Raw genomic sequence first — 17,345 nt, 5'->3', positions numbered from 1 at the left:
GGCCCTGCACACACGCGAGAACCGCCATGACCGACGCCCTGGGCGTGCCGGTGCACGACACCGATGAACACTGGATGCGCCACGCGCTGGCGCTGGCCGAGCGCGCGCAGCGCGAGTTCGACGAAATTCCGGTCGGAGCCGTGCTGGTGGGTGCCGATGGCCAGCTGCTGGGGGAGGGCTGGAACCTCAACATCGCCTCGCACGACCCCAGCGCGCACGCCGAGATCGTGGCGATGCGGGCCGGCGGAAAGCTGCTGGCGAACCACCGCCTGCTCGGCAGCACGCTGTATGTGACCCTGGAGCCGTGCGCGATGTGCGCGATGGCGATCGTGCATGCACGCGTCGCCCGTCTGGTCTACGGCGCCAGTGACCCCAAGACGGGCGCCTGCGGCAGCGTGTTCGACCTCATTGGCGACGCCCGCCACAACCATCGCGTCGAGATTCACGGCGGGGTGCTGGCCAAGGAAGCCAGTACACGCCTGACCAATTATTTCCGCGCCAAACGTGGCAAGCCGCCGCTGCTGCTGGAAGACCACGCCGGCGAGGGCTGAGGGGCGAACGGGTATGATGGGCGCCTCTTTTCATTACCGGTAGGCCGCGCGCCTGCCCAGCAACGAGGCGACACAATGGCGGACACCGGCGCGGCCAACGAACGACTGATCTGGATCGACCTGGAAATGACCGGGTTGGACACCGACAACGATTCGATCATCGAGATCGCCACCGTGGTCACCGATGCCCAGCTCAACGTGCTGGCCGAGGGCCCGGAATTCGCCATCCATCATCCGCTGGAAACGCTGGAAGCGATGGACGAGTGGAACCGCAACCAGCATCGTCGTTCGGGCCTGTGGCAGCGCGTGGTGGACAGCACCACCACGCTGGCCCGGGCCGAGGCGCAGACCGTGAACTTCCTGGCACAGTGGATTCCGGCCGGCCTGTCGCCGATGTGCGGCAACTCGATCTGCCAGGACCGCCGCTTCCTGCACCGCCAGATGCCGCGCCTGGAGAAGTATTTCCACTACCGCAACCTGGACGTGTCCACGGTGAAGGAACTGGCCAAGCGATGGGCGCCGACCGTGGCCGCCGGCGTCGGCAAGAACAGCAACCACACCGCGCTGAGCGACGTGCACGACTCGATCGCCGAGCTGCGCCACTACCGCCAGTTCATGGGGGCGCTGTCGGGGTTGCCGACAGCCTGATTGGTGGTGCCAATCAGCGGCAGGCACTACCAATCAAATGGACACCACCGGTGCTGAGAAACGGGGGTAGAACCGCTCCCCCGGTTTCCACTCTCAAGGAGACCAGTTGGGTCCCGGGTCGGGACCCCTGCCATACAGGTTGACTGCCCGGGCGCAAGTGAAATGAACCGGTCGGCAACCGTTGGGGCAGGTCTGGCGTGCGACTTCGGTGCCGAGCGCCAATTCATTGTCGCTGCGGAAGACCACTTCAAACCGGCCGGTGTCGTAGTGCTGCAATGCGTAGGCGCATCTTTCAGTGAACGAGGCAATGATCTCGCACTGTGTTCCGCTGCGCTTGTTACAGGTCTTCAATGCCTGTTTCTCGGCAGCCTTCTGTTTGTGTTGGCGAACGCTCCAGCCGAGGAGTGTGCCATTCGGCGAACGGGCAAATGCAACCCATTCGGAGCCCATCTTTACTCGGGTGGTTGGTGCGGACGGAGAAAGTCCGGCGTCGCCACCACCGCCTCCGGGAATCGGCGCACAACCCAACACGCCTTGCCCGCCAATGGGGTAGGAACCCGGTGGGCATCGACCTTCGGCCTTGACGATGTGAGGCAGGCCGAGAGCAGCCAGGAAAAGGGGGCAGATCAGCAGTAGTCGGGCGAGCATGGGGCGTCCTTGCCTGGGTTGTTCCATGACCCCATGCAAGCGGGGCCGCTACTGGGATCATAGACCGGTGCCGAGGGCGCTACCACCCTCCGTTCAACTCCCTGGCGCTAAGATCAGCGCCATGAACGAGCCCATCCTGCTCCCCCGCGACATCGCCCACGACGCCCGCGACTGGTCCGACCTGCAGCGGGCGGTGGCGCTGCTGGAAGCGCCGACCCTGACCGCGCGCATGGCCAACCTGGTTGGCACGCCGCTGGAGTTCGCGGTGAAAGCACTGCCCAGTTCGGTCTCCAACCGCATCCACGGTGCGGTGCAGGCGGCGCTGACCAAATCGGCGCAGGCCGCGCTGTGGAGCATGGACAACACCCCGGGCAAGGGGGCCTCCACCCGCTGGCACAAATTGGCGGCGGCCACCTCCGGCGCGGTCGGCGGGGCATTTGGCTTTGCGGCCTTGTTCATCGAGCTGCCGGTGTCGACCACCATCATGATGCGCGCGGTGGCCGACGTGGCCCGCAGCGAGGGCTTTGACCTGTCCGAGTTCAGCACCCGCCAGGCCTGCCTGGAGGTGTTCGCGCTGGGTGGCAACTCGCCGCGCGATGACGCCAGCGAGACCGGCTACTACCTGGCCCGCGGCTTCACCACCGACGTGATGCGCCACCTGTCGGCCGAATTGGCCGGGCGCGTGGTGTCCGGCCGCGACCTGACCCTGGGCGTGGCACCGAAGGAGGCCGGCAAGCTGCTGGCGAAGATGGTGGAGAAAGTGGCGGCGCGTTTCGGCGTGGTGGTCACCGAGAAATTCGCCGCGCAGGCGGTGCCGATTGTCGGTGCCGCTGCAGGTGCAACGCTCAATACCATGTTCACCGACTACTACCAGGACATGGCGCGCGGTCACTTCATCGTGCGCCGGCTGGAGCTGAAGTACGGGGAAGACGTGGTGCGCACCTGCTATGACCGCGTGGCGCATGGCGCGGTAAAGATCGAACCCCGCCTGGAGTAGATCCACGCCATGCGTGGATGAGCCTTCATGCCGGGCCATCCTTGCCTGCCGGGCACAACTGTTTTGCCACAACACGCCTGTTGCCTTTCGCAGGCGGTCCCCATTCTTGCTGGCACTCCCCCCGCAAGAGATGTCCGCCATGTTGTTCACCTCCCACCGTCTGGGCCCGCTGACCCTGCCCAACCGCATCGTGATGCCGCCGATGACCCGCTCGCGTGCGGCTGCCGGCAACGTTGCTACCGCCGAGATGGCGACCTACTACGCGCAGCGTGCCAGTGCCGGCCTGATTGTCAGCGAAGGCACCCAGATCAGCCCGCAGGGCCAGGGCTATGCCTGGACGCCGGGCATCCACAGCCCCGAACAGGTAAAGGGCTGGCGGCAGGTGACCGATGCGGTGCACGCCGCCGGTGGCCGCATCAACGCGCAGTTGTGGCACGTCGGCCGCGTCTCGCATGTGGCCCTGCAGCCCGATGGCGCAGCGCCGGTGTCTTCCTCGGCATTGCTGGCCGATGGCGTGAAAGTGTTCGTCGACCCGACAGGGGCAGGTCCCGAAGCCGGCGTCGGCGAGATGATCCAGCATTCGATGCCGCGTGCGCTGCGCGAAGACGAGATTCCGGGCGTCGTCGCCGATTACGCGCAGGCCGCCCGCAATGCGCTGGAGGCGGGCTTCGACGGCGTCGAACTGCATGGCGCCAATGGCTACCTGATCAACCAGTTCATCGACTCGCAGGCCAACCAGCGTACCGATGGCTATGGCGGTTCGCTGCAGAACCGGCTGCGCTTCCTGCGCGAGGTCGTGCAGGCGGTGGTCGAGGTTGCCGGTGGCGAGCGTGTGGGCGTGCGCCTGGCGCCGCTGACCACGCTGCAGGGGGCGGTGGACGATACGCCGCAGGCGACCTATCTGGCTGCCGCACACCTGCTCGGTGAGATGGGGGTGGGCTACCTGCACATTGCCGAAGCGGATTGGGATGATGCGCCGCTGATGCCGGTGGCGTTCAAGCAGGCGCTACGCATGGTCTACCCGGGCACGCTGATCTACGCCGGCAAGTACACCGCCGAGCGCGCCAGGCAGGCGCTGGCCGAAGGCTGGGCCGACCTGATCGGTTTCGGCCGGCCGTTCATTGCCAACCCGGACCTGCCTGAGCGCCTGCGTACGGGTGCAGAACTGAATCCGCCGGATCGCGCCACATTTTTCGGTGGTGGTGCGAAGGGTTTCACCGATTACCCGGCGCTGGAAGAGGCCGCCGAGGCCTGATGCCCATCGGTGGGTGCCGACCGTTGGTCGGCACTCCCGGGTTGGATCAGGGCTTGTCGCGCACCAGCGCGTCCGCTTCGACCACGCCGCCATCCTTGCCATGCAGGTACAGGTGCATGTCCTGCTGCGGGTACGGGATGTTGATGCCGGCCTTGTCATAGCCCAGCTTCAGCTGTTCCAGCAACGTGACTTTGGTACCGAACCAGTCGGCCGACTTCACGTAGCAGCGGATGCCGAGGTTGATCGCGTGCGCGCCGAGTTCGTATACCACCACGTCCGGTGCTGGCGTCTGCAGCACGCGCGGGTCGGCCTTCATCAGCGCCAGCGCGGTGTCGCGTGCCAGCTGGATGTTGTCTTCGTAGCCGATGCCGATCACCAGTTCGACGCGGCGCGTCGGTTCGGCGGTGAGGTTGATGATCGGCGCGGCGGTGATCAGTGTGTTCGGAATGGTGGTGTGCTGGTTGTCGGCGCCGGTAAGCACGGTCTGGAAGATGCGCACTTCGCGCACGGTGCCGGTCTGGCCGGCCACGGTGACCACATCGCCCACGCGGAACGGTCGCAGCGTCACCAGCATCACGCCCGAGGCGATGTTGGACAGCGAATCCTTCAATGCCAGGCCGACCGCCAGGCCAGCGGTGCCGAGCACGGCCAGCAGCGGGGTGATCTGCACGCCCAGCGTGCCGATCGCCAGCACCACTACGATCACAATCGATGCGGCATACACCACGTTGCGCAGAAAGCTGCCGAGCATCGGATCCACGCCCATGCGCGCAGTGGCGCGCGGCATCGCATTGGACAGGCGTCGTGCCACCCACATGCCGACCAGCAGCACCACGATGGCGGCCAGCAGCGGCACACCATAGGTCTCCAGCAGGCGTTCCCAGTCGAGCGAGTGGAACCAGGGCGTTGCGGCGGGCGAGGGCGGTGCTGCGGCGATCATGCGGAAATTCCTTTGCTGCTGCGGGACAGGTGCGAGGTACGCGTGGCGTGCAAGGACGCCAGAAACAGCAAGCCCCGCAGAGGCGGGGCTTGCGTGCAGCAGCAGTATCGGCTGACGCCGATGAACACGACGTCAGCCTGCGGCCTTTACGGCATCAGCCGTTGGCCTTCAGCTTGGCCAGGCGCAGCCAGGTATCGACCACGGTGTCCGGGTTCAGCGACACCGACTCGATGCCTTCCTGCATCAGCCACTCGGCCAGATCCGGGTGATCGGACGGGCCCTGGCCGCAGATGCCGACATACTTGCCCTTGGCACGTGCTGCCTTGATCGCCATCGACAGCAGCTTCTTCACTGCCGGGTTACGCTCGTCGAACAGGTGCGCGACGATCGACGAGTCGCGGTCCAGGCCCAGGCTCAGCTGGGTCAGGTCGTTGGAGCCGATCGAGAAGCCGTCGAAGATTTCCAGGAATTCATCGGCGAGCAGTGCGTTGGACGGCACTTCGCACATCATGATGATCTTCAGGCCGTTCTCGCCCTGCTTCAGGCCGTTCTGTTCCAGCACCTCGATGACCTTGCGGCCTTCTTCCAGGGTGCGCACGAACGGAATCATGACCCACAGGTTGTCCAGGCCCATTTCGTTGCGCACGCGCAGCACGGCCTTGCACTCCAGCGCGAAGGCGGCCGAGAAGCTCGGGTCGACGTAACGGCTGGCGCCGCGGAAGCCGATCATCGGGTTCTCTTCGTGCGGCTCGTAGTTGCTGCCGCCGATTAGGTTGGCGTACTCGTTGGACTTGAAGTCCGACAGGCGCACGATCACGGCGTTCGGTGCAACCGAGGCGGTGAGGGTGGCGATGCCTTCGGCCAGGCGGTCCACGTAGAAGCTGACCGGATCACCGTAGCCGGCGATCTTCTCGTCGATCTTCTTCTTGGTCGCCGCGTCCTGGCGGTCGTACTCCAGCAGCGCGTTCGGGTGGATGCCGATGTGGCTGGCGATGATCATTTCCAGGCGGGCCAGGCCGATGCCGGCGTTCGGCAGCTGGCCGAAGTCGAAGGCACGTTCCGGGTTGGCCACGTTCATCATGATCTTCAGCGGTGCCGGCGGCATGTTGCCCAGATCGGTGGTGGTGCGCTCGAAGCCGAGCTTGCCTTCGTAGATGAAGCCGGTATCGCCTTCAGCGCAGCTGACGGTGACCAGCTGGCCATCTTCGATGACCTTGGTGGCGTTGCCCGAACCGACCACGGCCGGCACGCCCAGCTCGCGCGCGATGATCGCGGCGTGGCAGGTACGGCCACCACGGTTGGTGACGATGGCCGAGGCGCGCTTCATCACCGGCTCCCAATCGGGATCGGTCATGTCGGCGATCAGCACGTCGCCCGGCTGCACGCGGTTCATGTCGTCCAGCGTCTTCACCACGCGGGCTACGCCCGAGCCGATCTTGGCACCGACGGCACGGCCTTCGGCCAGCACGTTGCCGCCCTTTTCGGTCAGCGCGAAGCGCTCGATCTGGGTGGCGTGGCTGCGCGACTTCACCGTTTCCGGGCGCGCCTGCACGATGAACAGCTTGCCGCTGACACCGTCCTTGGCCCACTCGATGTCCATCGGGCGGCCGTAGTGCTTTTCGATGACCAGCGCCTGCTTGGACAGTTCCTGCACGTCCTCGTCGCTGATCGAGAAGGTGTTGCGCAGCTCTGCCGGGGTGTCCTCGATCTTCACGCGCTCGCCGGGGACGTCCGAATACACCATGCGGATCGCCTTGCTGCCGAGCGAGCGGCGCAGGATCGCCGGCTTGCCGGCCTGCAGGGTGGGCTTGTAGACGTAGTACTCGTCCGGGTTGACCGCACCCTGCACGACCATTTCGCCCAGGCCGAACGAGGAGGTGACGAACACCACGTCGCGGAAGCCGGACTCGGTGTCTAGGGTGAACAGCACGCCGGAGGAACCGACGCCCGAACGCACCATCAGCTGCACGCCGGCGGACAGGAACACGTCCTCATGCTTGAAGCCGTGGTGCACGCGGTAGGCAATGGCACGATCGTTGTACAGCGAGGCGAACACTTCCTTGACCTTGTGCACGACGTCGTCGGCACCGGTGACGTTGAGGAAGGTTTCCTGCTGGCCGGCGAAGGATGCATCCGGCAGATCCTCGGCGGTGGCCGACGAACGCACGGCCACGGCCACGTCGCCGCCGCCATTGTCGGCGCTCAGCTTGGCGTAGGCGGTGCGGATGTCCTGGTCCAGCTGCGGCTGCAGCGGCGCGTCGATCACCCAGCTGCGGATCTCCTTGCCCGCGGCGGTCAACGCGTTGACGTCTTCAACGTCCAGCGTGGCCAGCTTGTCGAAGATGCGCTTGGACAGGTCGTTGTGCGCGATGAAGTCCTTGAAGGCTTCAGCGGTGGTCGCATAACCTCCGGGAACGGAGACGCCCAGACCGGCCAGATTGCCGATCATCTCGCCCAGCGAGGAATTCTTGCCGCCTACGCGGGCCAGGTCGGCCAGACGCAGTTCGTGCAACCACAGGATGTTCTCGTTCAAGCGCGATGCTCCGTTTGGCCATCGCCCGAGGCGGGCTGAGTGGCCGCGTCCGTAGGAAGAAGCCGATATGATGCCGGGCAGACCGCTGTCGACACAAGCTTGTGTTGGCGGCTCTTTTAGGCTTCGTAGGGGGTAAAAGCGCGCATGTCGACCATCCGTCCGGTGTTCTACGTTTCCGATGGAACCGGTATCACCGCTGAAACCATTGGGCATAGCCTGCTGACCCAGTTCTCCGGGTTCAGCTTCATTACCGACCGGATGTCGTTTGTCGACGACCCCGAAAAAGCCCGGGAAGCCTGTTCCCGGATCCAGGCGGCGGGGGAGCGGTACCAGGTCCGGCCGATCGTGGTGAACTCCTGCGTGGACCAGAGCCTGAGCCTGATCCTGGCCGACAGTGGTGCCCTGATGCTGGACGTGTTCGCGCCGTTCATCGAGCCGCTGGAGCGTGAGTTGTCCAGTTCGCGCGTGAACCGTGTGGGCCAGGCCCATGGCATGGTCGACTTCGATACCTACCACCGCCGCATCAACGCGATGAACTTCGCGCTGACCCATGACGACGGTATCGCGGTGAATTACGACGACGCCGACGTGATCCTGGTGGCGGTGTCGCGCGCCGGCAAGACACCCACCTGCATCTACCTGGCCCTGCATTACGGGGTGCGCGCGGCCAACTACCCGCTGACCGACGAGGACCTGGAAAGCGACCGCCTGCCGCCACGGCTGCGCAACTACCGGCGCAAGCTGTTCGGCCTGACCATCGACCCGGACCGCCTGCAGCAGATCCGCCAGGAGCGCCGCCCGAACTCGCGCTACGCCAACCTGGATACCTGCAAGCGCGAGGTGGCCGCGGCCGAGGTGATGTTCCAGATGGAGCGGATCCCGACCCTGAGCACCACCCATACCTCGATCGAGGAGATTTCCAGCAAGGTGCTGGCCACGCTGGGGCTGCAGCGCGAGCTGTATTGATCCTTCCCGGGGCGCCCCACTGCAGGCCAGCGGCCGGCACTACCAATGGGTGCTTCAACCGCGCCCTGTAGAGCCGAGCCCACGCTCGGCTGGGCCACCGGGTTCTCCCAGAACAGCAGCCGAGCATGTGCTCGGCCCTACAGCGGTGGCGGCGACCGACGGGTTGGCTGTGGCTCGAGGCGCCCCCACGTTGAAGCACCAACGTGTAGGATCGACCCATGGCCCGAGCCTTGCCCCGCACCGAACGCATTCCCCGCCTGAGCCGGCTGAGCTGGCTCATGGGCCTGTACGCGGAAAACTACCGCCACCTGGTGCGCCTGTTCGAACCGGCCGGACTGGTGGCGGGCAGCTACATTTCCTCGATCGGCGACGGCCTGGATGTTCGTCTGGACGTGATCGAGTGCCACCGTTACACGGTGGAACTGCGCCTGACCTACGACCTGGCCGACCCGGTCACTGGAGAGCCGGATCCGTCGGCCTATGTGCGGCTGTACCGTGACGCCCGCCAGGCCGAGACCACCCACTGCTACGTGGGCCGCCGCTGGCAGGACACGATGGGCCTGTATCCGCCGCCGGCGGAGCTGATCAGCCATCGCATGCGGATGAACACCTTCCTCGGCAAGTGGCTGGAATACCTGGCCGAGCGCGGCCACGGCGTCGCCACCCTGCGCCGTGATCCCGATGGTGCCGGCACGCCCACCGAGCGCCGCCTGTCGCTGGTGCGCTGATCGGCCATAATCCACGGCTGACCTGCCGCTGGATGCTGCCCCATGCCGTATACCCCGATCGTCGCCACTCTGGGCTATGTGCTGTCGCCCGATCGTCGCCAGGTGCTGATGATCCATCGCAATACGCGCCCCGGTGACCATCACCTCGGCAAGTACAACGGCCTGGGTGGCAAGATCGAAGCGGACGAGGACGTGGCGGCCAGCATGCGCCGCGAGATTGCCGAGGAAGCCGGCATCGACTGCACCGGCATGCGCCTGCGCGGCACTCTCAGCTGGCCCGGTTTCGGCAAGCACGGCGAAGACTGGCTGGGCTTCGTGTTCGTCATCGACAGCTTCGAAGGTACCCCGCACGGTGGCAACCACGAAGGTACGCTGGAGTGGGTAGATCTGGACAAGCTGGACACGCTGCCGATGTGGGAAGGCGACCGCAACTTCCTGCCGCTGGTGTTCGACGCCGACCCGCGCCCGTTCCACGGCGTGATGCCGTACAAGGACGGGCGCATGGTCAGTTGGTCCTACAGCCGGCTGTGACCCGGTGAATCGGGGAGGTGCCAACCATTCCGGGGAGTGCCAATCTGGGTTGGCACGCTCTTTTGGTCGATTAATACCCGGGCAATATTGACAGTCATAAATTACCCGGGCAATATTCGCGCATCACCTCTGATGCCATTGCCATGCCTGCGTCCCGACTCCCTCCCTTCAGTTGTTTCGACGGCCATCGCCTCGTTGCCTGCGGCAGCCCGGAAGTGGCGGCACTGGCGCTCAAGCGGCTGCGCGCCGACAACGCTGCCGGACCATTGCTGGTGTTCGACAACGCCACCGGTCGCACCCGCGATTTCGATACGCGCGGCAGTGACGAGGAACTGCTGGCGCGGGTAACCGAAGCGTTTCCCCCCTCTGACGAGGCGGATGCCGAAATCACTGCCGAAGACGCTGCGACCCCGCGTGGCCGTGGCCGCCCCAAGCTGGGCGTGGTCGCCCGTGAAGTGACCTTGCTGCCGCGCCATTGGGCCTGGCTGGCCGAGCAGCCGGGCGGCGCCTCGGTGGCATTGCGAAAACTGGTGGAGGCGGCCAGCCGCGCCGGTGCGGACAAGGACCGCCGGCGTCGCGATGCCGAACGCGCCTATCACTTCCTGCAGACCATCGCCGGCGACCTGCCGGGCTTCGAGGAGGCCATCCGCGTGCTGTTCGCGCACGACCGTGCGGGCCTGGAAGCGGTGCTGCATTCCTGGCCCAGGGATGTGCGCGACCACGCCCTGCGTCTGGCGTTCGACAGCGCTGACGGCTGAACCATCGCGCCGTCGTTGAACGGCGGCGCCACCTGATCGCGGGCCACGGCCCGGTCCCCTGTGCTTGCTTTGCTGGTGGAAACGCCGGGCAGGGCAGCGCCTTGCCCAGAGAACCCCATGAACTCCCCTGTACATCCCACGCTCCTGGTCGCGCCGCCTCTGTGGCGCACCTACCTGGCCCTGCTGCTGCCGATGCTGCTGACCAATGCGCTGCAGCTTGCCGCAGGCACGCTGGACAACATCTACCTCGGCCATCTGCTGGGGACGCAGGCGGTGGCTGCCGCCGCAGCGTTCTTCCCGGTCTTCTTCCTGCTGTTGGCCCTGGTAATGGGCCTGGCGACCGGTGCGATGGTGCTGATCGGCCAGGCCTGGGGCGCGGGCCGGCCGCAGCAGGCGCGCGCTGTGGCTGGCAGCGCGGTGGCGCTGATCCTGCTCATGTCGGTGCTGGTGATGGTCGTGGGCGGCGGTTTCGCTCCAGAGCTGCTGGTGGCACTCGGTACGCCGGCCCCGATCCTCGGCGAATCCATCGTCTATGCCCGTATCCTGCTGCTGGCGGTACCGGTGTTCTTCCTGCTGTGGCTGGCCACTGCGGTGAGCCGCGCGGCGGGCGATGCGAAGACGCCGCTGCATGCGCTGCTGCTGGCCACGGTGGTCGGCCTGCTGTGCACGCCGCTGCTGATCCTGGGCTGGGCCGGCCTGCCGCAGCTGGGCGCAGCCAGTGCGGCAGTCTCGGCGGCGCTCGCCTCGCTGCTGGCCCTGGCCTGGCTGATGTGGCGGTGGCAGCGGATGGGGCACCCGTTGGCACCGGGGCATGAGTTGCTGCGAGCGATCCGTTTCGATGGAGCACTCATCCGTCCGATGCTACGCATCGGCGTACCGTCCTCGCTGCAGATGCTCAGTCTGGCCGTGGCCGAGATCGTGCTGCTGGGCTGGATCAATCGCCACGGCTATACCGCCACGGCCGCCTACGGCGCGGTCAATCAGTTGATGAGCTGGGTGCAGCTGCCTGCGATGTCGCTGGGCATCACCGCCACCATCCTCGCCGCGCATGCGCTGGGGGCGGGACGTACGGCACGGCTGCCCGCCATCGCCCGCACCGGCGTGCTGCTTGGACTGGCGATACTGAGCGGGGTGGTGATGCTGGTTGTGGCGCTGGCGCCCTGGTTGACTGGCCTGATCCTGGCGGCGACCGACGTGCGCGAACTGGCCACGCAGCAATTGCGCACCGTGGTGTGGGGCGTGCTGGCGATGGGAGGCAGTGCGGTGCTGGTCGGAGTGATGCGAGGCGGTGGCACGGTGTTGTTGCCGGCGTTGCTGGGCATGGCGGCCGTATTGCTGCTGGAGCTGCCACTGGCGATGTGGCTGCAGTCCCGGCACGGACTGGCCGGGCTGTGGTGGGCGTGGCCGCTGGGGTTGCTGGCCATGCTGGTGATGCAGGTGCTCTGTTTTGCTCGCTGGAGGCGGGTGCAGGCTGGGTAGTGCCGGCCGCTTGCCGGCAATCCGGAATCGTCGGGGCAGCCGGCCAGCGGCCGGCTCTACCACTCGGTCAGGCGGGCAGCTTCAGCGCCGCTGTGCCAACAGCAGGTGGAAGTGCTTTTCGCGGGTCTGGCCGTCATTGCCGGCCGCGGATTCCCGGTGGCTGCGCCAGGCCGAGACACGGAAGCCCGATACCCGCAGTGCGAGCTCCACCACATCCAGCTCATGCAGTTGGAAGTCGGCAGCGAATGGCAGGCTGCGCATGAAGCTGGCGTCGCCAAAGGCCAGGCACAGGCGGCCGCCCCGGCGCAGTACCCGCGCCAGCTCATCCAGCACCGGGGCCAGGTTCGGCCAGAAGTACAGGGTGTTGACCGCCAGCGCGGCATCCATCGCGGCATCGGCGACCGGCAGCGCATGGGCGTCGCCGTGCCGCATCGCCGCACGCTCGGCCAACCCGGCGCTGGCCAGCCGCTGGTTGCCGGCCTCGACCATGGCGGTGGACAGCTCGATGCCCAGATAGTGGCTGCCGGTGGCCTGCAGCATCAGCGGCGCGAAGGCCGCATTGCCCGGGCCGACCTCCAGGACCTGTTCACCGGCGCCGACGGCCAGCAGCCCGATCGCGGCCAGGTTGAGTGCGCCGTTGCTGCGGTTCATCGAGTCGGCGACCGCCAACGCGGCCTCGCCATGGGGCTGCCGCAGTTGTGCGGCCAGGGTGGGAGCATCCAGCATCATCATCGTCCATTACAGAGTTTCGGACGTGGCGGCGGCGGGTCCGCCGGTGACCATAGCGCCGACCTTGTGGCTTGGGAAGTAGGGAAACCCCGATGCAGGGTGATGAGGAAATGTCCAACGTCGCAGTCGGTGAGATCTGGTTGTCCACAGGGGGTGTGGATTACGCGTGGGCAACTTTGTGGATAAGCCGCGACAGGCGCCACCCCCCTAGGCTGTCAAGATGGGTGGCGAAAAATTCACCGCTGGTGAGGACAGGTGAGGGAGCGGTGAAGGCTGGGTCCTGCCAGCGCTGTCGCCAGTGGCGGCGCTCGCGGTAACCTGTGGGCCTTGATGCTCCGTGAGACCCCATGAAACGTCACTTCTCGATGCTGCGCGAATTCCAGCTGGCCGACTGGTTCACCCTGGCCAATGCTTTCTGCGGCACCGGTGCGGTCTTTGCCGCGATGCGCTTCCTGCAGGACGGCGAGCGCGGCTACCTGCTGTTCGGCATGGCGTTGATCCCGCTGGCTTTCATCTTCGATGCGCTCGACGGGCGCATCGCGCGCTGGCGCAAGTCCAGCTCTACCCTGGGCCGCGAGCTGGACTCGCTGTCCGACGTGATCTCCTTCGGCGTGGCGCCGGCGGCGCTGGCCTATGCCTGCGGCATGCAGGGCGGCTGGGACTGGCTGGTGCTGAGCTACTTCGTCTGCTGCGGCGTCAGCCGCCTGGCGCGCTACAACGTCACCGCCGAGGCGCTGGCCGGCGACGAGGGCAAGGTCAGGTTTTTCGAGGGCACTCCGATCCCGACCAGCCTGGTGCTGGTGATCGTGCTGGCGATCGCCGCCGGTACCGATGCCATCGGCCAGGACCTCTGGTTCGGCCAGTGGCAGATCGGTCCGTGGCAGCTGCACCCGATGGTGCTGCTGTTCGCCCTGTCCGGGTCGCTGATGATCAGCAAGACCCTGCGCATTCCCAAGCCATGAGCCAGCCCAGCGGAGGCCTGTGATGACCAGCTCGGCCCATGACGCCGGCAGCAGCGATTTCGAAGCCCTGGCGCGGCAGTACTTCGGCGCCTGGGGCGATGCCCTGCGCCATGCGAGCACGCCCGGTGCGCCGGCCGGTGACGACCCCGGCAGCTGGCAGCGGTTGTTCGACTGGTGGGGCCAGCTGTTGCCCGAACAGGGGCAGGGCGCACCGGAAGATGCCGTGCGCCGGTTCCGCGAACAGGCGGGCAGCTGGTACGGCACCATGCAGGAAGTGGCCGCGCGTTTCGCCGGCCGCGACGCCAGCAGCGCGGACGTGGCACAGGCCTGGCGCGAGGCGGTACAGGGGCAGGGCGACGGCATGCTGCAGTGGATGCTGCAGGGGGCCCGTGGCAGCACCCACGCCGGCGCCGCCGTGCCCGAATTCGCCGCATGGCTGCAGCAGTTCCAGCTGCAGGCTGGCCCGTGGCTGCAGAGCCCGGCATTCGGCCCGGGCCGCGAACACCAGGCGCGCTGGCAGGCACTGCTGCGCGCACAGGAGGAATACCAGCAGCATTCGCGCGCCTACGTTGATCAGATCAGGCAGGCGCTGGATGAGGCCTTTGCGCTGTTCGAGCAGCGCCTGGCCGAGCACGAACAGCCCGGCACCCAGCTGACCAGCGCCCGCGCGATGTTCGACCTGTGGATCGAAGTGGCCGAAGAGGCCTACGCCAAGGTCGCCATGTCCGAGCCGTTCCAGCAGGTATATGCCTCGCTGGGCAACGCACAGATGCGCCTGCGCGCCGGCCTGCAGCGTGAGGTGGAACAGATGAGTGAACGCATCGGCCTGCCGACCCGCAGCGAGATGGATGCCGCACACCGCCGTATCGCCGAGCTGGAGCGCAGCCTGCGCCGCCTGCAGGCACAGGTGGCGGTGCTGGCTGGAACTGCCGAGGTGGACCCAGTGGCGCAGCCGGCGCCGGCGAAGGTGAAGCCGGCCGTACGCAAGGCCGCGAAGAAGGCCGCGCCGGCAAAGAAGGCGGCTGCGAAAAAGGCGTCAGCGAAAAAGGCCGCACCTCGCACTTCCACTCGGACGCGTGACCGATGAAGGGGCCGCTGGGCTTCAACGCCGATGACCTGATGCAGGAAACCCTGGCCATGCAGCGCAAGCTGATGGAAGGGCTGAAGCTGCTGCCGCAGGTGGAAGACGTGGACTATGGCGTGACCGCGCGTGAGGAAGTCTGGCGCGACGGCAAGGTGGTGCTGTACCGCTTCGTCGGCGAACAGTCACCGACCCGGCGTACGCCGCTGCTGATCGTCTACGCGCTGGTCAACCGGCCGTACATGGTCGACCTGCAGGCTGACCGTTCGCTGGTGCAGAAGCTGCTGGCGCTGGGCCAGGACGTGTACGTGCTGGACTGGGGCTACCCGGATCGCTCGGAGCGCTTCCAGACCCTGGAGGACTACCTGCTGCGCTACATCGATGGTGCCGTCGATGCGTTGCGTGCGCGCAGTGGTGGCCCGGTCGACCTGCTGGGTATCTGCCAGGGCGGCGTGTTCGCACTCTGCTACGCCGCGTTGCGCCGGCAGAAGCTGGGCAAGCTGATCACCATGGTCACCCCGGTCGATTTCCAGACGGCCGACAACATGCTCTCGCACTGGGCGCGGCAGGTGGATGTGGACCTGCTGGTGGATACGCTGGGCAACATCCCGGCCGACCTGATGAATGCCAGTTACCTGATGCTCAAGCCGTTCCGCCTCAATGTGCAGAAGTACGTGGGCCTGCTCGACATCCTCGATGACAGGGCCGCGCTGGAGGACTTCCTGCGCATGGAGAAGTGGATCTTCGACTCGCCGGACTTGGCGGGCGAGGCGTTCCGCGACTTCATCAAGCAGTTCTACCAGGGCAACGGATTGATGAACGGCACTGTGCGGATCGGCGAGGAAGCGGTGGACCTGTCGCAGGTGACCCTGCCGGTGCTGAACATCTACGCCGAGCAGGACCATCTGGTACCGCCGGACGCCTCGCGCGCGATGCGTGGGCGCTTGGGCACGGACGACTACACCGAGTCCAGTTTCCGCGGTGGCCATATCGGCATCTACGTGTCCGGCCGTGCGCAGCGCGAAGTGCCGGCCACGATCGATGGCTGGTTGAAGGCGCGTGACCTGTAGAGTCGAGCCATGCCCGACTGACCTGGGGGGATGATGACGTACCGGATTCTGTTGATTCTTGCGGCACTGCTGGCAGCGCCGCTTGCCCACACCGCACCCAGTGCGGATGCACGGCGGGAGATCGCCCAGCTGATCGCCAGCCTGGACGGCTCCCAATGCCGCTTCCAGCGCAATGGCAGCTGGCACGATGGCAGTGATGCGCGCGCGCACCTGCAGCGCAAGTACGACTACCTGCTGAAGAAGGACATGGTGGACAGCGCCGAGCAGTTCATCGAGCGCGCTGCCAGCCAGAGCAGCATGAGTGGCAAGCCCTACCGCATCCAGTGTCCGGGACAGCCTGAACAGACCGCAGCCGCTTGGTTCGGCGCACGCCTGCAGGCCCTGCGCCACCGCACGCCGTAGACATGGGGGCGGTGTAGAGTCGAGCCATGCTCGACTGCTTTTTCCCGCAGCCCAGGAGAACCGCCATGAACACCACGCCGCGCACGCTGTCGCGTTCGTTGAACGACCGCATGATTGCCGGCGTGATGGGCGGCATCGCCCACCGCTTCGGCTGGAACCCCACGCTGGTGCGGATCGTGTTCGTGCTGGTCTCGATCGGCTCGGCGGCCTTCCCTGGCATCCTGGTCTACCTGATCCTGTGGCTGCTGATGCCGAACGAGGCCGATTGAAGACTGCCCCTGAGCCCTGGCCGATCTGGCTGCGCGCGCTGCAGGTACTGGGCGCGGTGTGGACGTCACCCAATTCCCTGATCGGCCTGATCGGCGGCCTGGCCGGCATGCTCGGCGGCGCGACATTGCGCTGGAGCGGCCGTGACTGTGCGTTGGTGTTCGACCGCTGGCCGTGGGGGCCGGGTGGGGCGATCACGCTGGGCAATGTGATCCTGCATACCGGTCATGATCTGGGCATTTCGTGCCGGACCTATGCGCATCAGGCGGGGTGGGGCGTGGAGCCGCTGATCCGGCTGGACGACCACGAACGCGCGCACGTCTACCAGTACATGGTGCTGGGGCCGCTGTACCTGCCGGTGTACCTGTTGTGTGGCGGGGTGAGTGCGCGGAATCCATTCGAGCGCGCGGCCGATCATTTCGCCCGGTTCGGACGTGGCTGGTGGCCGTAGTTTCCAGCCAACGGCGCAGCTCCTCGTGGCGTGGTTGCGGAATACGTTTCATGTGATCGGGCCGGGCGGGATGGGTTCGCGGGACACGCCGTAAACCCATCCATGGGGGCTCGATGACGCCATCCATGGCGCCAACGGTCCGGCGAACCCATCCCGCCCGGCCGCTGACAGTTCCCGGCCGCGTCCAGCCACGGAAAAGAAAAAGAACAGCAGAAGCGGGTCGCGCGCTGCGCTTGCTCGTGTAGAGCCGAGCCCGCGCTCGGCTGCTTTCAGGCCAGCTCGCGAAGCCGAGCGCAGGCTCGGCTCTACAACAAAAAAGCGGCCAGCCCGGCTGCTTCTGCTTTTGATC

General features: G+C 66.5%; 19 protein-coding genes. 15 read left to right on the top strand and 4 right to left on the bottom strand.

The window, feature by feature from the left end; all coding sequences use genetic code 11:
• The first annotated feature begins 26 nt into the window (after positions 1-26).
• Entirely contained in the window at positions 27-551 is a 525-nt protein-coding gene (gene tadA, locus N5D45_RS03325) for a tRNA adenosine(34) deaminase TadA (protein WP_010484897.1), read from the top strand.
• A gap of 75 nt (positions 552-626) precedes the next feature.
• Positions 627-1,199 (top strand): oligoribonuclease, encoded by a 573-nt coding sequence (gene orn / locus N5D45_RS03320; protein ID WP_279938459.1) that lies wholly within the window; start codon positions 627-629, stop codon positions 1,197-1,199.
• Between the two features lie 93 nt (positions 1,200-1,292).
• Here the strand turns inward: orn and N5D45_RS03315 are convergent, their stop codons facing one another.
• Positions 1,293-1,847: a DUF4189 domain-containing protein gene (locus tag N5D45_RS03315; RefSeq protein ID WP_228354622.1), complete on the bottom strand. Its 555-nt coding sequence runs from the start codon at positions 1,845-1,847 to the stop codon at positions 1,293-1,295.
• Between the two features lie 121 nt (positions 1,848-1,968).
• On the opposite strand from N5D45_RS03315, the gene N5D45_RS03310 reads away from it, so the two are divergent.
• Positions 1,969-2,844 carry an EcsC family protein gene (locus N5D45_RS03310; RefSeq protein WP_228354621.1) on the top strand — a complete coding sequence of 292 codons (876 nt, stop codon included), beginning with the start codon at positions 1,969-1,971 and terminating at the stop codon, positions 2,842-2,844.
• Positions 2,845-2,983: 139 nt separating this feature from the next.
• A complete protein-coding gene (locus N5D45_RS03305; protein ID WP_228354620.1) occupies positions 2,984-4,099 on the top strand; it encodes an alkene reductase in 1,116 nt (371 codons plus the stop codon).
• Between the two features lie 46 nt (positions 4,100-4,145).
• Here the strand turns inward: N5D45_RS03305 and N5D45_RS03300 are convergent, their stop codons facing one another.
• Together N5D45_RS03300 and ppsA are read right to left on the bottom strand one after the other, a co-directional pair.
• Positions 4,146-5,039, bottom strand: a complete 894-nt coding sequence (locus tag N5D45_RS03300) for a mechanosensitive ion channel domain-containing protein (protein WP_049413579.1) — start codon at positions 5,037-5,039, stop codon at positions 4,146-4,148.
• A 154-nt stretch (positions 5,040-5,193) separates the two neighbouring features.
• Positions 5,194-7,572 (bottom strand): phosphoenolpyruvate synthase, encoded by a 2,379-nt coding sequence (gene ppsA / locus N5D45_RS03295; RefSeq protein WP_019338196.1) that lies wholly within the window; start codon positions 7,570-7,572, stop codon positions 5,194-5,196.
• 144 nt (positions 7,573-7,716) lie between these two features.
• Here ppsA and N5D45_RS03290 point away from each other — a divergent pair, with 144 nt between their 5' ends.
• From N5D45_RS03290 to N5D45_RS03270, 5 genes are all read left to right on the top strand, one after another.
• Complete coding sequence (locus N5D45_RS03290; protein ID WP_010484909.1) at positions 7,717-8,538, top strand: pyruvate, water dikinase regulatory protein; 822 nt, start codon at positions 7,717-7,719, stop codon at positions 8,536-8,538.
• Between the two features lie 218 nt (positions 8,539-8,756).
• Entirely contained in the window at positions 8,757-9,266 is a 510-nt protein-coding gene (locus N5D45_RS03285) for a DUF1249 domain-containing protein (RefSeq protein WP_010484911.1), read from the top strand.
• Between the two features lie 42 nt (positions 9,267-9,308).
• Positions 9,309-9,797 carry an 8-oxo-dGTP diphosphatase gene (locus N5D45_RS03280; protein WP_005417168.1) on the top strand — a complete coding sequence of 163 codons (489 nt, stop codon included), beginning with the start codon at positions 9,309-9,311 and terminating at the stop codon, positions 9,795-9,797.
• A 143-nt stretch (positions 9,798-9,940) separates the two neighbouring features.
• Positions 9,941-10,555 (top strand): DUF2239 family protein, encoded by a 615-nt coding sequence (locus N5D45_RS03275; protein WP_228354619.1) that lies wholly within the window; start codon positions 9,941-9,943, stop codon positions 10,553-10,555.
• A 117-nt stretch (positions 10,556-10,672) separates the two neighbouring features.
• A complete protein-coding gene (locus tag N5D45_RS03270) occupies positions 10,673-12,034 on the top strand; it encodes an MATE family efflux transporter (protein ID WP_228354618.1) in 1,362 nt (453 codons plus the stop codon).
• 81 nt (positions 12,035-12,115) lie between these two features.
• On the opposite strand, the gene N5D45_RS03265 is transcribed toward N5D45_RS03270, so the two are convergent.
• Positions 12,116-12,766, bottom strand: a complete 651-nt coding sequence (locus N5D45_RS03265) for a class I SAM-dependent methyltransferase (protein ID WP_010484920.1) — start codon at positions 12,764-12,766, stop codon at positions 12,116-12,118.
• 344 nt (positions 12,767-13,110) lie between these two features.
• Between N5D45_RS03265 and N5D45_RS03260 the strand changes: the two genes are divergently transcribed.
• The 6 genes from N5D45_RS03260 to N5D45_RS03235 all read left to right on the top strand — a co-directional run bounded on the left by N5D45_RS03260 (position 13,111) and on the right by N5D45_RS03235 (position 16,996).
• On the top strand, positions 13,111-13,725 hold the full coding sequence (locus tag N5D45_RS03260) for a phosphatidylcholine/phosphatidylserine synthase (RefSeq protein ID WP_019338201.1): 615 nt from the start codon (positions 13,111-13,113) through the stop codon (positions 13,723-13,725).
• A 22-nt stretch (positions 13,726-13,747) separates the two neighbouring features.
• A complete protein-coding gene (gene phaE, locus N5D45_RS03255; protein ID WP_228354617.1) occupies positions 13,748-14,812 on the top strand; it encodes a class III poly(R)-hydroxyalkanoic acid synthase subunit PhaE in 1,065 nt (354 codons plus the stop codon).
• Positions 14,809-15,876, top strand: coding sequence for a class III poly(R)-hydroxyalkanoic acid synthase subunit PhaC (gene phaC / locus N5D45_RS03250; protein ID WP_279938458.1), 1,068 nt, complete (start codon positions 14,809-14,811; stop codon positions 15,874-15,876). The genes phaE and phaC overlap by 4 nt, the downstream gene beginning before the upstream one ends.
• 33 nt (positions 15,877-15,909) lie before the next feature.
• Positions 15,910-16,278 (top strand): YfeK family protein, encoded by a 369-nt coding sequence (locus N5D45_RS03245; protein ID WP_029379982.1) that lies wholly within the window; start codon positions 15,910-15,912, stop codon positions 16,276-16,278.
• A 65-nt stretch (positions 16,279-16,343) separates the two neighbouring features.
• Positions 16,344-16,547 carry a PspC domain-containing protein gene (locus N5D45_RS03240; RefSeq protein ID WP_010484929.1) on the top strand — a complete coding sequence of 68 codons (204 nt, stop codon included), beginning with the start codon at positions 16,344-16,346 and terminating at the stop codon, positions 16,545-16,547.
• Entirely contained in the window at positions 16,544-16,996 is a 453-nt protein-coding gene (locus N5D45_RS03235) for a hypothetical protein (RefSeq protein WP_049413592.1), read from the top strand. The genes N5D45_RS03240 and N5D45_RS03235 overlap by 4 nt, the downstream gene beginning before the upstream one ends.
• Positions 16,997-17,345 lie beyond the last annotated feature (349 nt).

It is taken from the genome of Stenotrophomonas sp. GD03819 (assembly GCF_029841665.1).
Classification (GTDB): Bacteria; Pseudomonadota; Gammaproteobacteria; order Xanthomonadales; family Xanthomonadaceae; genus Stenotrophomonas; species Stenotrophomonas geniculata.
This window is presented reverse-complemented; position numbering and strand designations above follow the sequence as displayed.